Here is a 22,667-nt window from a genome sequence, read left to right as displayed (position 1 = left end):
GTTTATTGTTACTTTAAGAGGAAAACACTACTTTTGCACCCAAAATCCATCACGAGATAAATTAACAATATATAATATAAAGCACATAAGTATGATTAATTCACAGGACATTAAGAAAGGAACATGTATCCGTCTGGACGGTAAACTCTATTTCTGCGTCGATTTTCTTCACGTAAAACCGGGAAAAGGTAATACGATTATGCGTACAACTCTGAAAGACGTTGTAAAAGGCGGTCAGATCGAACGTCGTTTCAACATCGGTGAAAAACTGGAAGACGTACGCGTAGAACGTCGCCCGTACCAATACACATATCAGGAAGGTGAACACTATCACTTCATGAACCAGGAAACATATGACGACGTAATCATCGACAAAGACCTGATCAACGGTGTAGACTTCATGATCGAAGGCCAGATGGTAGACGTTGTTTCAGATGCTTCGACCGAAACAGTCCTGTTCGCAGATATGCCTGTAAAGGTTCAGCTGAAGGTAACTTATACCGAACCGGGAATCAAAGGCGATACAGCAACCAACACACTGAAACCGGCTACGGTTGAATCAGGTGCGGAAGTTCGCGTTCCTTTGTTCATCGAAGAAGGCGAAACGATCGAAATCAACACACAGGACGGTTCTTATGTAGGACGTATCCGATAACAATGGACAATTGACAATTGACAATTAAGAATTTGCAGTTTCCCGCATTTAATTGTCAATTGTCAATTCTCAATTGTCAATTAATAAAGTCTTGCTATGAAAATAAAAGAATGGGCCGAAGAAGACCGGCCGCGCGAAAAAATGTTATTGAAAGGTATTGCGTCTCTTAGCGATGCCGAACTGCTTGCCATCCTGATCGGCTCAGGAAACAGCCATGAAACGGCTGTCCAACTATCACAACGTATCCTTTTCTCCGTCGATAATAACCTGAATGCTTTAGGCAAACTTTCCGTCAAAGAACTGATGTCCAAATTTAAAGGCATCGGACAGGTAAAAGCGATCACCATCAATGCGGCACTCGAATTGGGGAAACGCCGCGGGAGCTGCGATCCCATCCAACGCCCGGAAATCCGGAGCAGCCACGACACATTCCGCCTCCTTCATCCCCTGCTCTGCGACCTTCCGCACGAGGAACTGTGGGCCGTACTCATCAACCGCTCTTGCCAGGTCATCGAAAAGGTCAAAATCAGCCAGGGAGGGACAAGCGAAACATCCGCCGACCTGCGCCTGATACTGAAAGCGGCGATCACGGCGCTTGCCTCAAGTATCATCCTCTGCCATAACCATCCTTCGGGAAGCATCCATCCCAGCCGGGAGGACGACCAGTTGACACAACGACTTAAAAGTGCTGCCCGGCTGGTCGACATCAACCTGCTGGACCATATCGTCATCGGCGACGGCAGCTATTACAGCTATTCGGACGAAGGAAAACTTTGAACAATTGACAATTTATTTGTACGTTTGCATTCAAATTGAACAAAGATGAACAACGAATTCCTCCAAACAGAAGAAGCGATTGTCGCCATGCTTAAAACCGTGTACGACCCGGAGATTCCGGTGAACGTGTACGATCTTGGCCTGATCTATAATATAGAGGTTGACGATGAGAAGAACGTCCGCATCGACATGACCCTCACCGCCCCCAATTGCCCGGCTGCCGACTTCATCATTGAAGACGTCCGCATGAAGATCGAATCCGTCGATGGCGTGAATAATGTGGAAATAAACCTTGTTTTCGAACCCGAATGGGACAAGGATATGATGTCTGAAGAGGCCAAACTGGAATTGGGTTTCTTATAATATACACCCGGTAGAAACATGGATTCCCTTCGAAAGAAAATATATTTTGCTTCGGATGCCCATCTGGGCGCCCGTTTCCATAAAGACCCGCTTGCCGTCGAAAAGAGACTGGTACGCTGGTTAGACAGCATCAAGGACGAGGCGATGGCAATCTATTTCCTGGGGGATATGTTCGACTACTGGTACGAATACAAATATGTCGCGCCCAAAGGCTTCGTCCGTTTCCTTGGCAAACTGGCGGAGTTGTCGGACAGCGGGGTGGAAATCCATATCTTTATCGGCAACCACGATATCTGGATGTTCGACTACCTGCCGAAAGAGATCGGAGCCATCATCCACCGGGACGTACTCACGGTTGATCTGTTGGGCAAACGCTTTTTCCTCGGACACGGTGACGAGGTCGACTACCGCAGCAAGGCATTCCGCTTTATCCGTACCCTTTTCCGCAATAAATTCTGCCAATGGCTGTATGCGGGCATCCATCCCCGATGGACATTCGGCTTCGCCCTCGGCTGGTCGCTCAGCAGCCGCAAAAGCGGATTGAAGAAGCATCAGACAAGCGAAGCAGCCGAATACCAGGGAGAGGATCACGAATACATGGTCCTTTTTGCAAAGGAATATCTCCGGACGCATCCCGACATCAACTTCTTTATCTTCGGCCACCGCCACATCATGCTCGACCTGATGCTTTCGCGCACGTCCCGCCTCCTGATTGCCGGAGACTGGATGCATCTTTTCTCATACATCGTATGGGACGGCGAAAACCTCTTTATGGAGCAGTTCGAGGCGGAGCAGACTTCCTGAAAAAAGGTAGGCATCGCTTCCGAAAAAGGTCGGCATCGCTTCTGAAAAAGACTGGCATCGCTTTCCAAAAAGGTAGGCATCCTTTTGTCCGACGGCTCACGGGCCATATTTTACGGGACGGGAGCGAAAAAAAACGGGACGGGAGCCATAATCCCGCAGTCCGAATACTATTTTTTCCAGCAAACAACCAATGTTTCCTCCGGATGGACAGTCAGGATATCACCGTCTATCGAACCGTTTTTATCGGCAAAAAGGATTTCTGAAGCACGCTTCTTGCCGTCCGTCTGTAAAGCGATCGTTTGCAAAGCGCCTGATTTATTGACGACCACAGCGATATAAGCGTCTTTCGTCTCGGACATCTTCATCAAGACGTCTTTATGATAGGTTTTGAAGGAACAAGGCAAGCGGTCCGTATTGCATTCCTGCCGCACCCAGCCGGCAAGCGGCGCGCCATCCCCTTTCCAGGCACCGCTACCCAACAGACCCGGAACCCAGACAACTTCTCCCTTCCCGTAAGCAAAGCGGGATGCCAGCGGACGCTCCCCTTCCCCACAAATCGTTTCAGCACCTTTATCCGTACGGATCAACCCCTTCCAACCATATCCCGGAACAGGCTGTTCGTATCCTTTCAGGCGGTACAGGTAAGGAGTGTCGATCCGTTTGAACTCGGAGATACAGCCGCCAAAGAGATTCTTTAGAGAGAAGCCGGTCAACATCTGGTTATGGACATCCCCGTCGTAGAAACCGGTCATTCCGTCTACAATCAGTTTTCCGCCCTTTTGGACGAAAGACTCTAACAACGGGACGTATGAAAGAGGCACAGCAATCTGGTGGGCCAGGATAATCGTTTGCCCCGTATAGTCCGGACGGCTGAAATCATATTCCTCAAACGCCTTCAGGTTCGGGGTGATACCACTCCCGGACAAGGCTTTGAAATAGCCCAGCATATTAGTCATACACATGATACGCCCGTCTTCGGCGGCAGGCGTTCCCTTCGAAACAATATCCTCCGTCCAGAGGGATTCGCGGATATAGACGATGCTGATTCCCGGATCCAGTTTCTTCGCCTCCGAGAAGAGCGTTTTATGCTGTTTCAGACAGTTGCCGACCTCGGCAACGGCAGCCACCCGGTCCGTAGGCTGGTGCTGGAAGTCGAGCAAAGCCCATTCTCCCGACTCGATGCCCGATGCACGCGGGTTAAGCGACCAGAAGATCGCGCCTTTCCCTTCCGTACCCATCACGATCCAGAGCCATTGCGTGATCTCTTCCTTTGTCGGGCACATGGCACGGGCGCCGCTATAGGTATTGTTGCCTCCCTGCACCTCCGTCATCAGCCAAGGCAGTTCTCCCGCACCGGACAGCAGCAGTTCGCAGTCGGCAGACATCGCCAAGCTGTATTCTTCGCGCGGGAAAAGGGTAAAATGCCAGCTGGCATGAGCCGAACCGCCCAGACTGTTCAGGAAACGGCGCCACTCGGGGAAGTTATATTCCGTTATATTCGAGAAAATAGCATGATTATTGACATGCAGGTGTATATTCTTATCGTACTTGCGCACTTCGGAAGCAATCCAGCCGAGCATCCAGGTTGTCATGTAGTTCATGAAACGTTTATCCTGCAAATCGACCAGCACCGGATACCCGTTTTCCAGATATTCCGCCTGCGGATGCTGTCTGTTCCACTCCCGGCGCATCTGGCGTGAGAACTCGTTATCTTTCAGCCCTCCGCCCGGTTCATTGATCAGCACCCAGGCATACAGGGACTTGAATTGCTTGAAATGAGTCGTCATCTGCTTGATATATTCGGCAAAGGTATTCAACTGTGCACGGCTCTCCGGAAACTTCCAGCCTCCGATATCCGTCTTGTCCGTCAGCGGGAAGAATGTCCCGATAATCTTGATATCATACTTCTCCGCCAAGCGGAAAGCACGGTCGAAGAGAGAGAAATCCCAACCGCCGGGTTTACGCATATACGATTCGAACATACGGATGCGGCAAACCGACATTCCGTTGTCGTGCATTGTCCGGAACCAGCCTTCCGTCTCCTCCTCCGTCTGTCCGGGTTCGATAAAGACCTGCGCTCCCAACAGCGGATAATCATCTGCGGAAATCGTCTGCTGTGCCTCGGCACGTTCCGGCAACAGCCATGCTGCCAGCAATAAAAGGAGTAAGAACTTACAAGCTTTCATGGTATAATATTGTATTAAAATGGTTTCCCGATCAATAAGAAGTTTCCAAAGATAAACAAATAACGGACAATACGTGTCAAACAGACAAAAAAAAGACTGCCCCAACCGGTGTCGGGGCAGTCTAAACACTAATCCTAATGTTTTGTAAGCTGTGAGGATTAGAATAATTATTTATCTAATATTTCCATTGTATCGGCAGCGATCATGAACTCTTCGTCGGTCGGCACGACGATGATCGTCACCTTGCTGTCCGGCGTACTGATAACCATTTCTTCGCCACGCATACCTTCGTTCTTCTGAACGTCGATCTTCATACCCATGTATTCCATGTCTTCACATACGACACGGCGGGTAGCCCACTGGTTCTCACCTACGCCACCTGTCCATACCAGGATATCGCAGCCACCCATGGCAGCCGCATAAGCACCGATATATTTCTTGATACGGTAGTTGTAAACATCCAATGCCATGATGGCACGTTCGTTACCGGCAGCAACAGCCGCTTCGATCTCGCGCATATCGGACGAGATACCGGAAAGACCGGCAACACCGCTCTTCTTATTGATCAGGTCGGACAGGCCTGCACCGTCCATACCTTCCTTATCCATGATGAAAGACAAAGCGCCTGCATCCACATCCCCGCAACGGGTACCCATCAGCAGACCTTCCACCGGAGTCAGTCCCATAGAAGTATCGACACACTTGCCATGGTCGACAGCGGCGATAGAACCTCCGTTGCCTACGTGGGCCGTGATGATCTTCTGTTCTTCGTAAGGAACACCTAAGATTTCACAGGCGCGACGGGATACATAACGGTGGCTTGTCCCGTGGAAACCGTAACGGCGCACACCGTATTTCGTGTACATTTCATACGGCAGACCATACATATAAGCCTTGCTCGGCATTGTCTGATGGAAAGCGGTGTCGAAGACTGCCACCTGGGGAATACCCGGAATCAGCGCTTCCATAGCGTCGATACCTTTCAGGTTAGCCGGGTTATGCAGCGGAGCCAGGTCGGAACATTCGATTACTTTGTTGATCACATCCTGGTCGATCTTCACGCTGGAAGCGAACTTTTCGCCGCCGTGTACCACACGATGGCCGACAGCGTCGATTTCCGTATATTCTTTGATACAGCCGTATGTTTTGTCTGTCAGGATGCTCAGGATAAATTCGATACCTTCCTTATGGCCGGGAATCTCTTTTTCCAGCACAACTTTCTTTCCGTCTTTGTCAGTCAGCTTCAGGAATGCGCCCGGCAGACCGATCTTTTCGATACCACCCTGGGCCATCACTTCGCCGGATGTCATATCGAATAATTTATATTTGATGGAACTGCTACCGCAGTTTAATACTAAGACTTTCATGTTTTATGATTTATGATTCGTAAATGTTAATTGTATAGAGACGCACGGCCGTGCGTCTCTACGGCCATATATCTTTATTTTGTGGCTTTCAGACCGATAGACTGATTACAAGCAATTGCAACCATCTTATAGATGTCGTCTACGGAACAACCGCGGGACAGGTCGTTAACCGGAGCAGCCATACCCTGCAGGATAGGACCTACAGCTTCCGCACCACCCAGGCGCTGAACCAGTTTATAAGCGATATTACCTACTTCCAAAGTCGGGAATACCATGACATTAGCCTGTCCGGCTACTTCACTACCCGGAGCTTTCAGGGAAGCTACTTTCTCAACCAAGGCGGCATCGGCCTGCAACTCTCCGTCGATCTTCAGTTCGGGAGCCATTTCTTTTGCCAGGCGGGTTGCTTCCACAACCTTGTCTACCATTTCGTGGGATGCACTACCTTTTGTAGAGAAGCTCAGCATGGCAACACGCGGTTCCATACCTACGATATCGCGGGCGGTAGCAGCAGTGGCGATGGCGATACTTGCCAGTTCGGGAGCTGTCGGGTTCGGCATTACGGCGCAGTCTGCAAATACCAAAACACCGTCTTTTCCATACTGCGGAGTTTTTGTAAACATCAGGAACGCACCTGATACGCAGCTCATGCCCGGAGCAGTCTTGATGATCTGCAAAGCCGGACGCAAGACGTTACCGGTTGTGTTCTGTGCGCCGGCAATTTCACCGTCGGCATCACCGGATTTAATCATCAGGCAAGCAAGAAACAAAGGATCTTCTACTAAAACGGCAGCCTTTTCGGGTGTCATTCCTTTCTTCTGACGTAACTGGAAAAGCAGGTCGGCGTAAGCGGCTTTCTTTTCGTGATTCTTCGGATCGATAATAGTAGCTTGTCCAATGTGGTTCAACCCGTATTCAGCAGCCAGGCTGTTGATTTCAGCGGGATTGCCAATCAGGATAATGTCTGCAACTCCGTCGGCCACTAAACGGTCGGCAGCTTTCAATGTTCTTTCCTCTGTTCCTTCGGGAAGAACGATACGCTGTTTGTTTGCTTTAGCGCGTGCAATAATCTCTTGCATTAAGTCCATAGCGGAAGATCTATTTTATTATTATGTTGTTAGTTTGATACCACGGTTATCGGGTACAAAAGTAGGCAAAATGTAATATGGAGTTTGCAAAACCGGCAAAATATTTATAAGCCGACCTGCCAGTTTCAGAACATTTAACAATAATTTGTCACTTCTTTCTCTCCCGACAGGATTTGTTGCAAATCTTCAGCTGTGACGTTTACTTCTATCTTGCCATTATGGGCTACCGATATCTTGCCTCGTTCCTCGGAAACGATGATTACCAAAGCATCGGTCTCGAGCGACATTCCCAGTCCGGAACGGTGGCGGAGTCCCATGTCTTTCGGCAGGTTGGCGTTCTGGGCTACCGGAAGAATACAGCCTGCCGCCTTGATGCGGTTGTCGGCGATGATCATCGCCCCATCATGCAAAGGACTGTTCTTGAAAAAGATATTCTCGATCAGGCGGGCATTGACATCGGCATTGAACATCTCACCTGTATGCTCGTAAACGGTCAGATCCACATCCTGCTGGATACAAATCAGGGCACCGGTCTTTTTCTTCGCCATATTCATACAGGCCAGGACAACCGGAGCGATAAATTTCCCTTCGTTTTCATTCTCATGGCTCTTCTTGGTAAAGATTTTTCCCAGGAATTTCCATCCCCGGTGCGAACCGAGCGCCACTAAGAAACGGCGTATCTCATCCTGGAACAGGATCACCAGCACCAGGAAACCGACACTGATAAACTTATCGAGTATGGCTCCCATCAGACGCATTTCCAGCACCTGGGAAACCAGAATCCAGACAACGATAAACGACACGACCCCACTAAAGATAGCTAATGTTCCGGAATTCTTCATCAGCTTATACGTCTGATACAAAAAGAAAGCCACCAACAAGACATCGATCAGGTCTTTTACTCCGAAATTCATCCACATAGTTTTATTGTTTCAACTGATTAACAATCTTCACTGCTTCCACCGCCGCCCGCACATCATGTACCCGCAGAATATCCGCTCCGTTCATCAGGGCGAAAGTGTTGAGAACGGTTGTCCCGTTCAGGCTGTCGGCGGGTGTGCCGCCCAGAAACTTATAGATCATGCTCTTGCGGGAAACACCGACCAGCAGGGGAAGGCCAAACTCGCCGAACTCGCGCAAATGGCTCATCAAAGCATAATTCTGGTCCACCGTCTTGCTGAAGCCGAAACCGGGGTCCAGGATGATATCATTCACACCCAATAGGCGGAGACGGCGGACTTTACCGGCAAAATACAACATGATTTCCTCCATCATGTCCGTATAATCCGTATGCTGCTGCATCGTCTGGGGAGTACCCCGCATATGCATCATGATATAAGGCACATGCAAACGGGCAACCGTATCGAACATTTCGCGATCCAGCTCGCCGCCCGAAATATCATTGACAATCGCAACGCCGTATTCCTCGACGCACCGGCGGGCAACATCCGCCCGGAAGGTATCGACGGACAAAGGCGTATCGGGATAATGCACGTTTAATATCTTCAAAGCGAAAGCCAACCGGCTCATCTCCTCTTCCGGTGAAACTTCCACCGCATCCGGACGCGAAGAATATCCCCCGATATCGATTATTTGTCCTCCTTCGGACAAAATCGTCTGTATGCGTTCTTCAATAGCTGCCTCGGTCTGTTTCCGGCTGTCGGCATAGAAAGAATCGGGCGTGATATTCAATATTCCCATCACCAACGGTGTTTCGAGCGAGGTAAGCGTTCCTCTAATATTGAGCGTTTTATGCAACATTCTTATTTTTCTTTCCGGCAAAGATAAAGGTAAATACATTAAATCACTACATTTGCGCGAAATAACTCTTATAGAATTTGCAAAGGAGAATATGCTATGACTATTTCAGAACTTTATGAATTGTTTATACACAATCCGAAAATAACAACAGACAGCCGTAACTGTCCGCGTGGCTCCATCTTCTTTGCCCTGAAAGGTGAGAAATTCGATGGCAACCAATATGCAGAAAAGGCATTGGCCTCCGGTTGCGTGTATGCAGTAATAGACAACCCGGACTATTTCATCGGAGAGCGTACGATCCTGGTGGACGACGTGTTGACGGCTTTACAGCAATTGGCGCACCGCCACCGCAAAGCAATCGGCTGTCCCATTATCGGCATCACCGGTACAAACGGGAAGACGACCACCAAAGAATTGTTGGCGGCAGTCTTATCGACAAAATACAATCTGCTCTACACCGAAGGCAACCTCAACAACCAGATCGGTGTACCGCTCACCTTACTCCGTCTGACGCATGAGCATGAGATGGCCGTGATCGAAATGGGTGCCAGCCATCCGGGCGACATCAAAGAGCTTGTGGATATCGTACAACCGAACTACGGCATCATCACCAACGTCGGTCGCGCCCATCTGGAAGGTTTCGGCTCATTCGAGAATATAATCAAGACGAAAGGTGAGCTATACGATTATATACGCCGTACAAAGAACAAGATATTCATCAACCAGGACAACAAATACCTGACGGAGATCGCCAAAGGGATCGAACAGGTCACGTATGGTTCCGACGACACGGCCTTTGCCTGGGGATGTGTGGTCAGCAGCAATCCGTATCTGACCTTCGAGTGGAAACAGCAGGGTAAGATCCACACAGTGGAAACCCACCTGATCGGCGGTTACAACCTGGACAACGCGTTAGCAGCCGTTGCTGTCGGCCGCTTCTTCAAGATCCCGGCAGAGCGCATCAGCCGTGCCATTGCCGCTTATGAACCGACAAACAACCGTTCGCAACTCAAAAAAACCGACAAGAACGAACTGATCATAGATGCCTATAACGCAAACCCCAGCAGCATGAAAGTCGCCCTGGACAATTTTGCCGCAATGCTCGTTTCCCCCAAAGCATTAATCTTGGGTGACATGCGCGAACTGGGCCCGACAAGCGACGAGCTCCACGCCGAAGTCATCGCCCGCATCAAAGAAGGCAACTACGACAAAGTATTCCTCTGCGGCGAACATTTCCAAAAAGCCGCCGGCAACGACTTCGCCACCTTCGCCACAACAGAAGACCTGATCGAAGCCCTGCGCAAGAATCCGCTGAAAGGGTATCATGTATTGATAAAGGGGTCGCATTCTATGAGATTAGAAAATATGGCAGAAATTTTATAGAAATCTTCGATGTATATTATTGCAGGCTTGACTCATTAACTTGTGACTATTAAGCTAATGAGTCAAGTCCGCAATAACACAAACAAAAGACACTCTCTCTTTAAAAAATTACTTAGACAGATGTATCATTTCACTTCCAGCTAATAAAAAAGCGCCGGAACCATAAACCTCCCAACTATCTGCCGAAAAGTTTTTCCTCGGATCCGCTCCAATTGGTTGTACCCATCCAACACGCCCATCTTCATTTACACATCTATTTAATCCAATCCATGCTTTTTTCGCCGCATTCAAATAGAGTTCTTCTTTTAATAATCCACTATTAACACCCCAAGCTAAAGCGTAGCAGAAAAAGCCAGAACCGCTGACTTCTCCTCCTGGATAAGACTCCGGGTCAAGGAGACTCGCCCTCCACAAACCATCTGCCTGTTGTAAAGAGACGATACGAGCAGCCATTTCCTTGAATAATTGTTCATAAAAGCTTCGTTTCGGATAATTAGCAGGCAATTCTTGTAATATGCGGACCAAGCCTCCCATAACCCAACCATTGCCACGTCCCCAAAAAATCAATTTCCCATTAGCTTCCTTTCTATCCTCTTTAGTCCCTTTAATAACATATCCTAAATCACGAGCAAAAAGATGTTCTTTCTTATTGTACAGTAAATCATAACACTCTTTAAAACATTTATCACTATATTCTAAATACGAATTATCATTTGTTACAATCCCCAATTTTACTAATGTTGGAGGTGCCATGAATAAAGCATCACACCACCACCATTTTATTATATCTTTTTTCCCCGAGGTCGGATAAGGTTCTTTTTGAAAACGTGCTAACGCATCAATAGTAGCCTTTAACATTTCAGGACGCTTCTCTTTACGATATAAATCAATATACATCTGGCTGATTGCTATATCATCTGCATGAAACCAACGTTTCCCGGGTTGCCACTGAGTTGAATCATTCCCTACTGCCATCATTGCATTATATATCTTTTTAGAAAGAGTTGTCTCCCATGCAGCATACACTCCTGCATAAAAAGCTCCATTCGTCCAATCCGTTTGTTTATGCCGAGGGTGCTCTAACTGCCAGTCTGTTACTTTAATCATCATCTTCCTAATATAATTCTTCTTAAATAAATGAGCATTATTTTGAATATCCAGATGTGATAGATTAGATGCATAATCTACATATTCAGGCCTTTCCCATTCTTCCCTCATATTATAAGGTAGACGATAAACATGGCCCTTCGAATCGGCAAAATAAAAGTTTGATATACTCAGACAATCAGGATTTCCATCTGCCCAATATGTATAGAACGGATCTATCGCATTTACCGGACGACGCATATACGAATGATTACGAGGACTATCTTTCGTATATACACGCTCTTTTTCCCATGTTTTACCTGCATTCGTACTTATCCATGATTCAACTTCTCCACCAGTACCCCAATGTTGAGGTCCTACTCCAGTCGGGGCTATGACTCTCCAAAGATCCCCCTCCACATAAAGGCTTCCTGAATCATAGTTATGAGTTGAGGTCGTAATCGGATATTGTACCCATTCTCTACCTGTCCAGTAGGCAACGAACCATTCGCGAGGCCCATGTTTAGGCCCTGGTAAATGACCATAACTGGTTAAATACAGTACTATTGCATTCCCGTTCTTATCAAAATTAACATCTTTAATATAAAGATTTTGCCCTTTTGATTCAGCATCTATAACCCGACACGGACTGTCTTTATCCACAATCGGTAACTCAATTGGAGTACCATCGGCCAGAGTCCAAGTTTTCCCAAAATCTACTGTTTGCAAATAATACATATTTGTACGAGTATCACAATCTCCGTTTTTATGACGATTAAAAGTCGTCACCAGTTTATTTCCATACTGACCTGTAATCTGATAATGTCCAGACTTGTTTTCTCCCTCCGGAATAATGGATGCAATCTGATGATAATCACTCCACTGTAATCCATCTGGAGAAGTTCGGTAAAACAATCGCCGAACACCATCATAACGGGTACAAAACATAAAATGCCCTTGTCCTTCCACCAAGCGAGGCTGAGGATAAGCCATTATATCTTTAAAACCTGTCGATTCAAACATTGAAATATCATAAGGTTTCACACTCTTATATATAAATCCGGGGCGATGATTTCCCCGTCCTGCAACATAGACCCATAAATATCCCTTCTCGTCAATCAAAAGAGCAGGATTATCATGTGGGTCATCTACGCCTTGTTTATCATAAACGACTGTCGGCTTACAGACTTTACCAGTTGCATGGTCATAACAACCTATCATACAAAGTAGATACCTCTCATTCTTATCAATAGTTCCACCAAAAACAAAAAATGTTTTATTGGTTTCCGGAGAGTATATAGCCATTGGGTTATGCTTTACCGTATAAGTTCCCAGCCCTCCTGAATATTTAGAACCATATTCGGATTTCTGGCCCAGATCGAACCATATGGGTCTATATCCATCTATTTTATAGTTACTATATTCACCTTTCTTTTGCGCAGAAAGAGAACAAAAGCTTAATAAAAAGAGAAACAATAATATTTTTTTCATCTTCATAATGTATTAATATAAATTTCTTATTCAATCATTAATACCCTTCAATTTGCGGAGATACAGGAACAACTGTTAACAGCTCAGCATTCTTCTCTGCTCCAGGATAACCAATATTCTGATTAATCACTCCATTTACGTTCGACACAATAGCTTCTTCAGGAATTGGCCATAAAACATGATGAACACTTATCTGATAAGTATACCACGAAGTCGTAATATGTTCTCTATAGAAATTATTCTTAGACATTACCCAATCCCACCAAAAATTAACTCCTGGCTCCTTCACATTCGCACCAATTCCTCCGGGACCGGAGAAATTTTCCAATGAATATGTACGATTAAACACTTCGCAAGTTTTACCAAATTTTGCATAAGTATATGCTATACGCACTAATTCAACATGGCGTAATTCTTCATAATACAATTCTCGTGCACGTTCGTTTAATATTTCTCCGATATTAATATCTGCAGCCGTCAACGGATCAGCGCCAGCACGGGTACGTACGACATTCAACATTTCTGCAGCTTGAGTTTTCATATCTTTCCAGTAATAACATTCTCCCAGCATCAAATAAACTTCCGCTGATCGATAGATGTACCAGGGAGTCTCTCCTCCATACCATTGTGTAACCGTTTCTTTCTCGGGAACAAATAATTTATAATGTGGCCATTGAAACCAACACATAATGGAATCATTCACACTGATATTCGCATTTTTTTGTAGATTTTTCCTATACCAGGAGTTTCCTGATTTCTTTAAATCCGGATTATTATACTTCAAATCTTCCGTTCGTCTCCAGCTATCGCGATTATAAACCCCTCTCAAATCATTTTTTTCTTTCTCACCCCAAATCTCATATTGAAAATAATTGGTCGGTCTCGCTTTACCTGTACCACGCCCATACACACGATTAATATCCAAATCCGGATCCTCACGTACATCATCTGCTATGGCCGAAACATTCCAGGCAGTACCCGTTTTTCCATCAGGTGTTATAGTTCCCTGGCCCCCTGTGTTCCAAGAAGGGACCCCGCACCTCATTGTATAAATACGTACAGAACCGTCTATATCCGGATAAGAAGAAGTATAAAAAATCCCCTCTGTATTACTCATATCCAACTTGGCTTCCACACTATGTAAGTCATGCATCAGATTTGTTCGAGTCTTATTTTTGTTCGATGTAAAACGTTCTGTCATTAAAGGATGATTGGCTACAATTTCATTTCCTATTTCAATAGCCCGATCAAACTTTCCTAAACTCATACATATTTTCATCAACAAAACCCCACAAGCATCTTTATTTACTTTTCCTCGTTCAGCTTCAACACGTACCCATTTATAAGCAAATTCCATATCAGAATATAGACGCTCTAAAATGCTCCATCTATCGCTCGAATAATAATCTGTTTTAGGTTCTGTAAGCTCTTCATCCAAGAATGGCACGTTCCCAAATTGGTGTACAGCTCTATAATAACGATAAGCTCGATGAAAAAAAGCAGACCCTAATATATGATTACGATCCTCTGGGTTTTGCCATTCAATATCATCTATTCGAGAAATAACCGTATTACAATATTTAACAACATTATAAGTGTAAGTCCAAAACCAACCAACCTGCGTATAATCTGTTCCTGTTAATTTTGCACTTGGAAGAAGAGCTTGATCCATATCTTGTTGTGGCCCGGTCTTATTGGTTGTTCCGTCCACGCAGATATCCGATTGTATCATTTCTGTTACTATAGGTGCTCCATCACCATAAAATTCACTAACAATATTCCTCATGCATGCTCCTAAAGCCGATTCGAATCCAGCAGCATCAACATATGAATTTTCGGGAGTATAGATTGATAATGGTTTTGTATCCAGCCAACCATCACTACATCCAAAAAGCGATATTGCGGCACAAACCAAAAGTTTCATTTTATATCTATTAATTTCCATAATCTATTCTGTTTAAAATTATAATGTAAAGTTTATACCCAAATTAAACGATCTCGGAGACAAACTGCCATTTTCCGGATCCCAGAAAGTCCAATGAGGAGACCAAACAGCAACATTACGGGCCGTAAGAGTCAATCTCATACTTTGAACTGAAAACTTCTGCAGGAAGTGTTTAGGTACATTATATGAAACGGAAACATTATCCAAACGTAAAAAAGATTTTTTCACCCAGTTAGTTCCCGCATTATAAGAACTGATTCTTGCATAATCATTGGTCGGATTATCTTTGGTCCAGCGAGGCATATCATAGGATGAAAATTTGTAAGGAGAGCCACTATTATAATTTGCAGCTTCGTTAAATGCGCCATAATGTCCAAAGTAAGAATACATTGTAAAAGATACTGTAAAATCCTTATGTATCGTAAAATCATTTCTCATAGACCAACGATAACGAGGTGTTTTGTATCCTTGAAATACCTTATCCTCTGTATTCATAACTCCATCTCCATTTTGATCTTTATATTTAAAATCACCAGGTTTACAACCATAAATTGCAGCCTCTTTTTCTTCTCCCAACTGCCATACACCCAAACGCTCGTAGGCCCATATCCGATCCGGATCTTGTCCGATAAACCACTCATTATTCGGATCATCCGATTCTTTTTTTCCTACTACATTTCCATTACCATCCAAAATATCCTCCATATCTCCATAAAGTGTAACAATCTTTCTTCTGTTCATGGAAAACGTTGAAGAGGCAGACCATTCAAAATTATCCTGCCTAAAAATATTTGCATTCAATGTCAATTCCAACCCTTTATTTCTAAGCTTTCCTAAATTTGCCGTAACATTAGCAAAGCCTGTTATGCTTGGCAAAGAACGTTCTACCAACAAGTCTTTTGTTGTTCCTGAATAAACTTCTAATGAACCACCAATAATATCATTGAATAAAGAAAAATCCAATCCTAAATTATAAGACTCTGTCCGTTCCCATCGTAAATTATTATTAGCCATTGTATTTACATAAATATAAGTCGAAGTGTAAACAGTGCCGTCCGTCCCAATATAAGTCAAAGGATTCGTTTTCATATTAGATAATGCAGCATATTGACCGATATCACGATTTCCGTTCTGTCCCCAAGAAAAACGAAGTTTTCCATAGTTTAGCCAACGGTTTGCTCCTTCCATAAACTTCTCCGATGTAAAAACATACCCAAGTGCAACAGATGGAAAAGTAGCCCTTTTATTATTAATGCCGAATGCAGAATAACCATCTCGACGAACCGAAGCTGTCAACATATATTTATTTTGAAAGGAATAAAAAACACGTGCCATTAAAGCATCCCCTGTCCAATATGTATCAGAGCTTTGATTGGTTGGATTTAAACCTGAAGACAGATTATGATATCCTAAAACATCACTCGGATTAAAATCATAAGTTGATGCAATAGTTGACCAAGTTTCTTTTTTCTCAGCATTAGCCAATAAAGTCAACTCTAAATTATGTTCTTTATTAAATTCCTTTTTCCACCGGAGTATATTATCTACAGTCCAATGCGACTTAATATCGTGCTGACGTTCAGATGTTCCCCCTTTAGTTTCGACCTCACTATCCGCATATTGATGATAAAATCGATGATACCACTGCAAATAAGGAGTATAATTCAACTGATATTCAATGCCAAAGGGTAATTGAACTTTTGCATATAAATTTGCATTCAATGAATAATATTTTTTTGTTTGATCTCTGTATTCACGCGGATACAAAGGGTTCGTTGTCATATTGTCTCCTGCCACATAATAGCGGTACAGGCTTTCAATATCGTCTAAATTATTAGATGCATAAGGTGAATTTTTTGCCATTGCTTTCCAGTCTACCGATTGTGAACTTTCATCCCGGATAGCAAAATTAGCATTCATCCCAATCGTTAGAAAATTTGTTATCTTAGAATCGAGATTCAACCGAGTACGAAGATTCTTATAATCATCCCCTACTATTATACCATTCCGATCTACATAACCTAACGACCAATGGTAGTTTACTTTATCCGTCCGATTAGATACACTTACCGTATAATCCTGCTGTAAACCTTTATGAAGAACAAGATCGGCCCAGTTTGTCTCTATTCCTGCTATATAGTTATCAATTTCCGGCGTATAAAGTTGTAATCTGGAAAGCCATGCACGTGTCAGTTCCTCATCTGAAACAGATGATACCGGCATTTTTTGATTATAATTATACCAATCTAAAGGATTAACACCTGTTCCGTCCAACTTAAAAGGGCTCGTATAAATTTCGGGATATTTCGTCAAGTAGTCACTTGAACTATTTCCCATTTGATAATCCTGCCTGTATTTTAAATATCCTTCACCGTCCAAAATAGGCATTTGATTTGCAGATTGAACAAAACCTACATTTGCATTAAAAGTAACAGTCGCGGAACCATCCTTTTTACCTTTACCTTTCTTTGTTGTAATCACAATAACCCCATTAGCAGCTTGCGAACCATATACAGCAGCAGAACTTGCATCTTTCAAAACATCAATGCTCGCCACATCATTGGTATTTATATCAGACAAAGAACCATAATAAATAACCCCATCTACAACAATCGTCGGACTCGATCCTGCGGTCAATGTATTTACTCCACGCACTTGAGGTGTCAAATCTCCCTTTGCAGATGTCGACATTCCAACATTCAAACCGGCAGCTGTTCCACGCATAAGATCTGTTATATCGCGAGGAGCCTCCACTTCCATTTTTTCTGCTTTCACACTTGCAATAGCCCCAGTCAAGTCACGACGTTTCGCGGTTCCGTAACCAATTACGACAACCTCTTCCAAGGCTTGTGTGTCTTCAATTAGTACAACACGTATAGGGCGTCTATCCTTCACTTCTATTTCTTGTGACAAATATCCAATATATGATATGACCAAAACAGCTTTATCGGGTACTTGCATAGAAAAATTCCCATCAACATCGGTAATGGTCCCAACAGACGTACTTCCTTTGACTACAATATTTGCGCCTATAATTGCTTCGCCACGATTATCAGTAACCGTACCTGAAACAATATTTTTTTGCTGTGCACCGGATAACATAAGCTCCACCCCATCTTTAGGAGAAAATAATATGTAAGAACCATCAAATACATATTTTATATTTGTTCCTTCAAACGAATTTTTGAGCACATCTTCCAGAGAGATTTTATTAAGATCCGAAACTTTCGTTTTTTGTTGCTTGAATGAAATTACTTTATTGACATCCACATCTTGATTTCTAAACACCACCAAATAATCAGTTTGTGCTTCGATTTCTTTTATTAGTTGACGAATCGTCATGCTATTCCGGCTGAGTTTGATCCCAACATTTTGAGCTCCAGCCTCTTCTGCCATCAGCTGGCACACACATACAAACAATAAGAAAAGTGATATCCTCATAATCCTTACAATATTTTTAATGTGTTTATTATGCACAATAAAGGCATATAACAAAGTTTTTATGTACATTTGCTTACAGTTTAAAGTGAATACTAAAAATTACGACTTGTGTTTGCTTTAACTCCGGCGGCAGTTGTTGGTAGCTTCTGCCGCTTTTGTTTTTTATTCTACTGTTCTTTCATCATAGGCTATAAATTTTAATGTTTGACATGCTATTTTTTTAAGGTCACTGTATTTCGTTCAATATCTTTTTCCACTTTAAATTTCCGTATCTGTTGTAATACACGGAATACATCGTCCAAGCTATCGCGTTGCCTGAATTTACCGGTATAGGTTTCTTTGAATAAGGAAGTATCCTCTATGATGATCTTCACATCATAATAAAGTTCCATCTTTTTCAATATATCAATCAAAGGCTCATTCTCGAAAGCATAAATACCATCACGCCACAGAAAATGATCCTGCAAGCGGATCTTTTCAACTTTCATTTTGCCATTTGAAACAGTCACCTGCTGGTCCGGCTTTAAAAGAATCCCTTCGCTATCCTTACCCGAAAAGGACACACGGACAGAACCTTCCAATAAGCTGGTCTGCACATATCCGGCTTCCGGATAGCTATAGACATTAAACTGAGTGCCTAAGACCTTCATGTTAACATCATGCGTAGAAACAATAAAAGGTTTGGAAGGATCTTTTGCCACTTTAAAGAATGCTTCTCCTTCTACCTCTACTTGTCTTTTTTCACCTGTAAACCGGGCCGGATAAGTTAATTTCGACTTCGCATTCAACCAAACCTCCGTTCCATCCTGCAACACTAATTGCGCCCGTTGTCCGGCAGGAGTGTACAAGGTGTTCATCACATTTGCCGATAAATCATCAGACAGTTCCGACCGCATAGACCAATAGGTCAAAAGACTTGAAGAAATGATCAAGACTAATACCGCCGCAGCATATCCTATCCTACGGAACCATTGCTTCCGTACCTTATAACGCTGTTTCTGCAAAATGAACTGATCGAATTTCTGCCTGCCCATTATCTTGTTTTGCATCTGAAGCCCCAAGTTCAGCAAAGCATATTGATTCTGATATTCGGCAAATTGCCTTTTCAGGTCCTCACACGCTTCAACATCATGCAACAGGGATAAACGCTCCTCCGGGGAAAGTTCTTCATAAAAGTATTTATATATTCGTTCGTTCATATTTTCCGCTTTTGTCTCTAATAAACGAATCAAGAGGCAAAAACCCCCAAAGAAGTTAATGCCTTTTTTAATTAGCAAATAAAAATATCAGCAAGGGGAGATAATCTTTTAATTCGACCCGGATCTTCTTATAGGCAATATTCATCTGGTTTTCAACTGTTTTAAGCGATATATTCAGTTCTTCGGCTATTTCTTTCTGCTTCTTTCCCTCTATTTTACTTTTAATAAATATTTCCCGGCATTTTTCGGGCAATGAATCTATTGCCTCCGTAATAATTCTTTCAATATCTTGTTCCAAAAGCATAGATTGGTCAAACAATTCCAGAGAAGCAAGCTTCACACGCAAAGTTGCCTGATACTCTTCTTGCATCACGCTGACAGCTTCTTGCACAACAACCCGATGGCGCAACAGATCGATGCATTTATTTTTAATCGAAGTAAAAAGGAATGCGACCAGATTGATATTATAAGTAAGTATTTCTTTCTTTTCCCACAGTTCGGTAAACACATCCTGCACAATATTTTCCGCATCTTCCTCAGACAATACATATTCCAAAGCGAAATATTTCATCCGTGAAAAATAGGAAACATATATATCCTCAAAATTATATGGCGATATTTTCTTCTCTACTATCATCTCCTCTTAATTGTTGCAAAGAAAAGCAAAAGATATTACAATGCCGCCCGCAGGTCCATGATTTAACATTTTGTTTACGTAGCCGTTTACTGGTAAACAGGCAAGGCGTCAAACTGTTCCTTCAACTCATCCGTCAACACAGCCTTCATTTTCCACTCCTGATCGCCATATACCCCTGCACGAGAATAATCAAAAGGCTTAAAACCTATTTTCTTTGCCACACGGGGATTACTAAACCTGAAATCGAATGCATCGGGATTAACAAATAACGGATCTGCAATTATTGAATGCTTATCTTTCCCTAACTTTTTCCAGTCGGAAAAGCTCAATCCATGAAAATCCGGCTGCGGGGCACGCCGGTCCCAATAGCAGTTCCGGTCGATGACGGTTTGGGCCTTAAGCCATGAGTCACTTCCTTTATCCATGTACAAAAGACCTTTGCCGAAATAAATAATATTGTTGATAAACGAAAAGGATAAATGTTCTTCCGGGCGTGTAAGTTGCATTTGTGAAAGCAAGTTGAATGCAAAAATATTGTTCCGGATCACATTTTCCCTCCCGTAATGTTGATGGAAACCAGCGCTCTTACACTTATACACCAGGTTATTCTCCATACAGACCCCATAAGAGCCCTCGTCGGTATATAATCCCCAGCCGCCATAAGTAAACGAATGGATATGATGAATCACGTTATTGCTCACTGTTGTTCCTTCCGAAGCGCCAAGCGTATATACACCTCCCATATCGCTCAACTCTCCCCATCCAAGATGATGAATGCGGTTAAATTCGATTTTATTGCGTTTGGACGGACTCGGCGCATAGCCCCATATCCAACCGACGGAAACGCCCGTATATCTGAGATCGGCAATATCATTGTGGGTAACAGTGTTATCGCTTCCATGAAAGATAATCACTCCGACCGCACAGGGGAACACATATCCGCCATGCTGTATGATATTGTTATGCACAGTAATGTGATGGGTGGCAGCAGTCTCCCCCTGCCCTGTCTTTATAAATTCAGGCGAAGAATAATCCCCTATTTTAACACCGCCTCCTCCTAAATCATACAGATAGCAATGTTCCACCTTGGAATAGGAACAATGCTTACGGAACCAAATGGCATACTGTCCCGTACGGGCTATATCGCAATTGACAAACTCAATATTATTGGCATAGTCAAGCATAATGGCAGCATCTATACCGGCAGCCGCCTGCATAGGTTCATTTCCTTCCGGCGGCGTACGATAGGCAGTCGCTTCAAAACAGATATTTTCAAATCGGACAGAAGAAACTGCCCTTCCTTCGTCTCCGGTTATAGTTAGAAGTTTATCGGTAACAGGATATACACATTCCGTATCCTCAATCGTTTCGTCCGGTAAAGGGATATAATACAGATACCCGTCGCGTTGCAGAAACCACTCGCCCGGACTGTCCAACGCCTTCCGATAATTTTCCACGACACAAAGACTTTGGCTGTCGATCTTATTATAAACACGCATGGCTTCACCGGTAAAACATATAGTCGAATCAAGGGCATTGATATGTTCAACCCGCTTACGGGTATTGTCCCACTTATGATAAAAAACCATCAGGACATCATTCCATTCACTTTTATCGATATCATTCAGGATTGGCAAATATTCCTCCGATACTACCATTTTCTGTACGGCAAAAGTAGGGCCTTGTGAACCGGAAGCATCCAGAACCGTTTCCTCTATTCTTTTCACTTTCACAAACTCGCCCTTATTAGGGGTCTGCGCCCGGAAACGTCGCTGGCCATTCACATACAATTGTTCGAAATAGAATCCTAAATGTGCAACCTCAGGAATATAAACACGCCAAAGCCCGGGTGTCACTTCCTCAAAACGATCCGTTTTCTTTCCTCCGCACACAACCGGCCTGTCATTTTCATCGCCACGAAATATCACCGGTGCCTGCGGTGTTCCGGAATCTTTTCCGGTAAGCATCCATGCGTGAGAAATATAGTAAGTTCCGGATTGTACTTCCACAAAAACCGTATCCGTAATCTGCTTATCAAGACGTAACTCCCTGATTTTATCCCTGGCGCCTTCAAAAGTGGCCAAAGGTTGATGCAAAGAGCCGGTATTGCCATCATCTCCACGCGGAGAGACATAAATCTTCACACTTGCATCGAGTGTTTGAGAGAGCAGACAGATTGTAAATGCTAAAAAGATAGACTTCATACGATATTGTTTTATGGTTCAGCGACTAAATATACGATTTATATCTTCACTCTCATTCGAGAATATCCAAAAACTTTTAAATAACTCCCCTGCAAGTGATTGACACAATCGGATAAAAAATTACAACAACCCCCTTTTTGCGCACTTTTCTATTTCGTCCGCAATCTTGATCGATTTTGGATTGACTCTTTTCACGGTTTTAGCCATTCACTTTGACACCGGACGGAACAAGCCGCCAAGGTCATTCCGGAAAGCATGCAATTTGATTGCTAAAAGGCTA

16 protein-coding genes are annotated in these 22,667 nt (G+C 43.8%); 5 read left to right on the top strand and 11 right to left on the bottom strand.

The annotated features are described in order from the left end of the window. Positions 1-91: 91 nt before the first annotated feature. The 4 genes from efp (at position 92) to DWW90_RS13625 (ending at position 2,599) form a co-directional block, all read left to right on the top strand. Positions 92-655, top strand: a complete 564-nt coding sequence (efp, locus tag DWW90_RS13640; protein WP_115499992.1) for an elongation factor P — start codon at positions 92-94, stop codon at positions 653-655. A gap of 96 nt (positions 656-751) precedes the next feature. Then, the gene (gene radC / locus DWW90_RS13635; RefSeq protein ID WP_122345362.1) at positions 752-1,432 is read left to right on the top strand and encodes a DNA repair protein RadC; all 681 of its coding nucleotides are present in this window, start codon (positions 752-754) and stop codon (positions 1,430-1,432) included. 45 nt (positions 1,433-1,477) lie between these two features. After that, complete coding sequence (locus DWW90_RS13630) at positions 1,478-1,795, top strand: SUF system Fe-S cluster assembly protein (RefSeq protein ID WP_115499990.1); 318 nt, start codon at positions 1,478-1,480, stop codon at positions 1,793-1,795. Positions 1,796-1,813: 18 nt separating this feature from the next. Further along, entirely contained in the window at positions 1,814-2,599 is a 786-nt protein-coding gene (locus tag DWW90_RS13625) for a UDP-2,3-diacylglucosamine diphosphatase (protein ID WP_122345361.1), read from the top strand. Positions 2,600-2,766: 167 nt separating this feature from the next. Here DWW90_RS13625 and DWW90_RS13620 read toward each other — a convergent pair whose 3' ends face one another. The 5 genes from DWW90_RS13620 to folP all read right to left on the bottom strand — a co-directional run bounded on the left by DWW90_RS13620 (position 2,767) and on the right by folP (position 9,001). After that, complete coding sequence (locus tag DWW90_RS13620) at positions 2,767-4,785, bottom strand: hypothetical protein (RefSeq protein ID WP_122345360.1); 2,019 nt, start codon at positions 4,783-4,785, stop codon at positions 2,767-2,769. 167 nt (positions 4,786-4,952) lie between these two features. Further along, the gene (locus DWW90_RS13615; protein WP_122345359.1) at positions 4,953-6,152 is read right to left on the bottom strand and encodes an acetate/propionate family kinase; all 1,200 of its coding nucleotides are present in this window, start codon (positions 6,150-6,152) and stop codon (positions 4,953-4,955) included. A 74-nt stretch (positions 6,153-6,226) separates the two neighbouring features. Then, positions 6,227-7,240, bottom strand: a complete 1,014-nt coding sequence (pta, locus tag DWW90_RS13610; protein WP_122345358.1) for a phosphate acetyltransferase — start codon at positions 7,238-7,240, stop codon at positions 6,227-6,229. A 134-nt stretch (positions 7,241-7,374) separates the two neighbouring features. Then, positions 7,375-8,160, bottom strand: a complete 786-nt coding sequence (gene cdaA, locus DWW90_RS13605) for a diadenylate cyclase CdaA (protein WP_115499985.1) — start codon at positions 8,158-8,160, stop codon at positions 7,375-7,377. Between the two features lie 4 nt (positions 8,161-8,164). Continuing rightward, entirely contained in the window at positions 8,165-9,001 is an 837-nt protein-coding gene (gene folP / locus DWW90_RS13600) for a dihydropteroate synthase (RefSeq protein ID WP_122345357.1), read from the bottom strand. 96 nt (positions 9,002-9,097) lie between these two features. Here folP and murF point away from each other — a divergent pair, with 96 nt between their 5' ends. Beyond that, complete coding sequence (murF, locus tag DWW90_RS13595) at positions 9,098-10,384, top strand: UDP-N-acetylmuramoyl-tripeptide--D-alanyl-D-alanine ligase (protein WP_122345356.1); 1,287 nt, start codon at positions 9,098-9,100, stop codon at positions 10,382-10,384. A 108-nt stretch (positions 10,385-10,492) separates the two neighbouring features. On the opposite strand, the gene DWW90_RS20840 is transcribed toward murF, so the two are convergent. From DWW90_RS20840 to DWW90_RS13560, 6 genes are all read right to left on the bottom strand, one after another. Beyond that, a complete protein-coding gene (locus DWW90_RS20840; RefSeq protein WP_233547755.1) occupies positions 10,493-12,961 on the bottom strand; it encodes a glycoside hydrolase family 88 protein in 2,469 nt (822 codons plus the stop codon). Positions 12,962-12,998: 37 nt separating this feature from the next. Beyond that, a complete protein-coding gene (locus tag DWW90_RS13580) occupies positions 12,999-14,906 on the bottom strand; it encodes a RagB/SusD family nutrient uptake outer membrane protein (RefSeq protein ID WP_122345355.1) in 1,908 nt (635 codons plus the stop codon). 18 nt (positions 14,907-14,924) lie between these two features. Beyond that, complete coding sequence (locus tag DWW90_RS13575; RefSeq protein ID WP_122345354.1) at positions 14,925-18,416, bottom strand: SusC/RagA family TonB-linked outer membrane protein; 3,492 nt, start codon at positions 18,414-18,416, stop codon at positions 14,925-14,927. Positions 18,417-18,559: 143 nt separating this feature from the next. Beyond that, complete coding sequence (locus tag DWW90_RS13570) at positions 18,560-19,546, bottom strand: FecR domain-containing protein (RefSeq protein ID WP_122345380.1); 987 nt, start codon at positions 19,544-19,546, stop codon at positions 18,560-18,562. 67 nt (positions 19,547-19,613) lie between these two features. Continuing rightward, positions 19,614-20,183, bottom strand: coding sequence for an RNA polymerase sigma-70 factor (locus DWW90_RS13565; RefSeq protein WP_115499978.1), 570 nt, complete (start codon positions 20,181-20,183; stop codon positions 19,614-19,616). Positions 20,184-20,269: 86 nt separating this feature from the next. Continuing rightward, entirely contained in the window at positions 20,270-22,387 is a 2,118-nt protein-coding gene (locus tag DWW90_RS13560; RefSeq protein WP_122345353.1) for a right-handed parallel beta-helix repeat-containing protein, read from the bottom strand. Positions 22,388-22,667: the final 280 nt, after the last annotated feature.

Origin of the sequence: Parabacteroides sp. AF17-28 (assembly GCF_003479205.1) — a bacterium.
Taxonomy (GTDB): Bacteria; Bacteroidota; Bacteroidia; order Bacteroidales; family Tannerellaceae; genus Parabacteroides; species Parabacteroides acidifaciens.
This window is presented reverse-complemented; position numbering and strand designations above follow the sequence as displayed.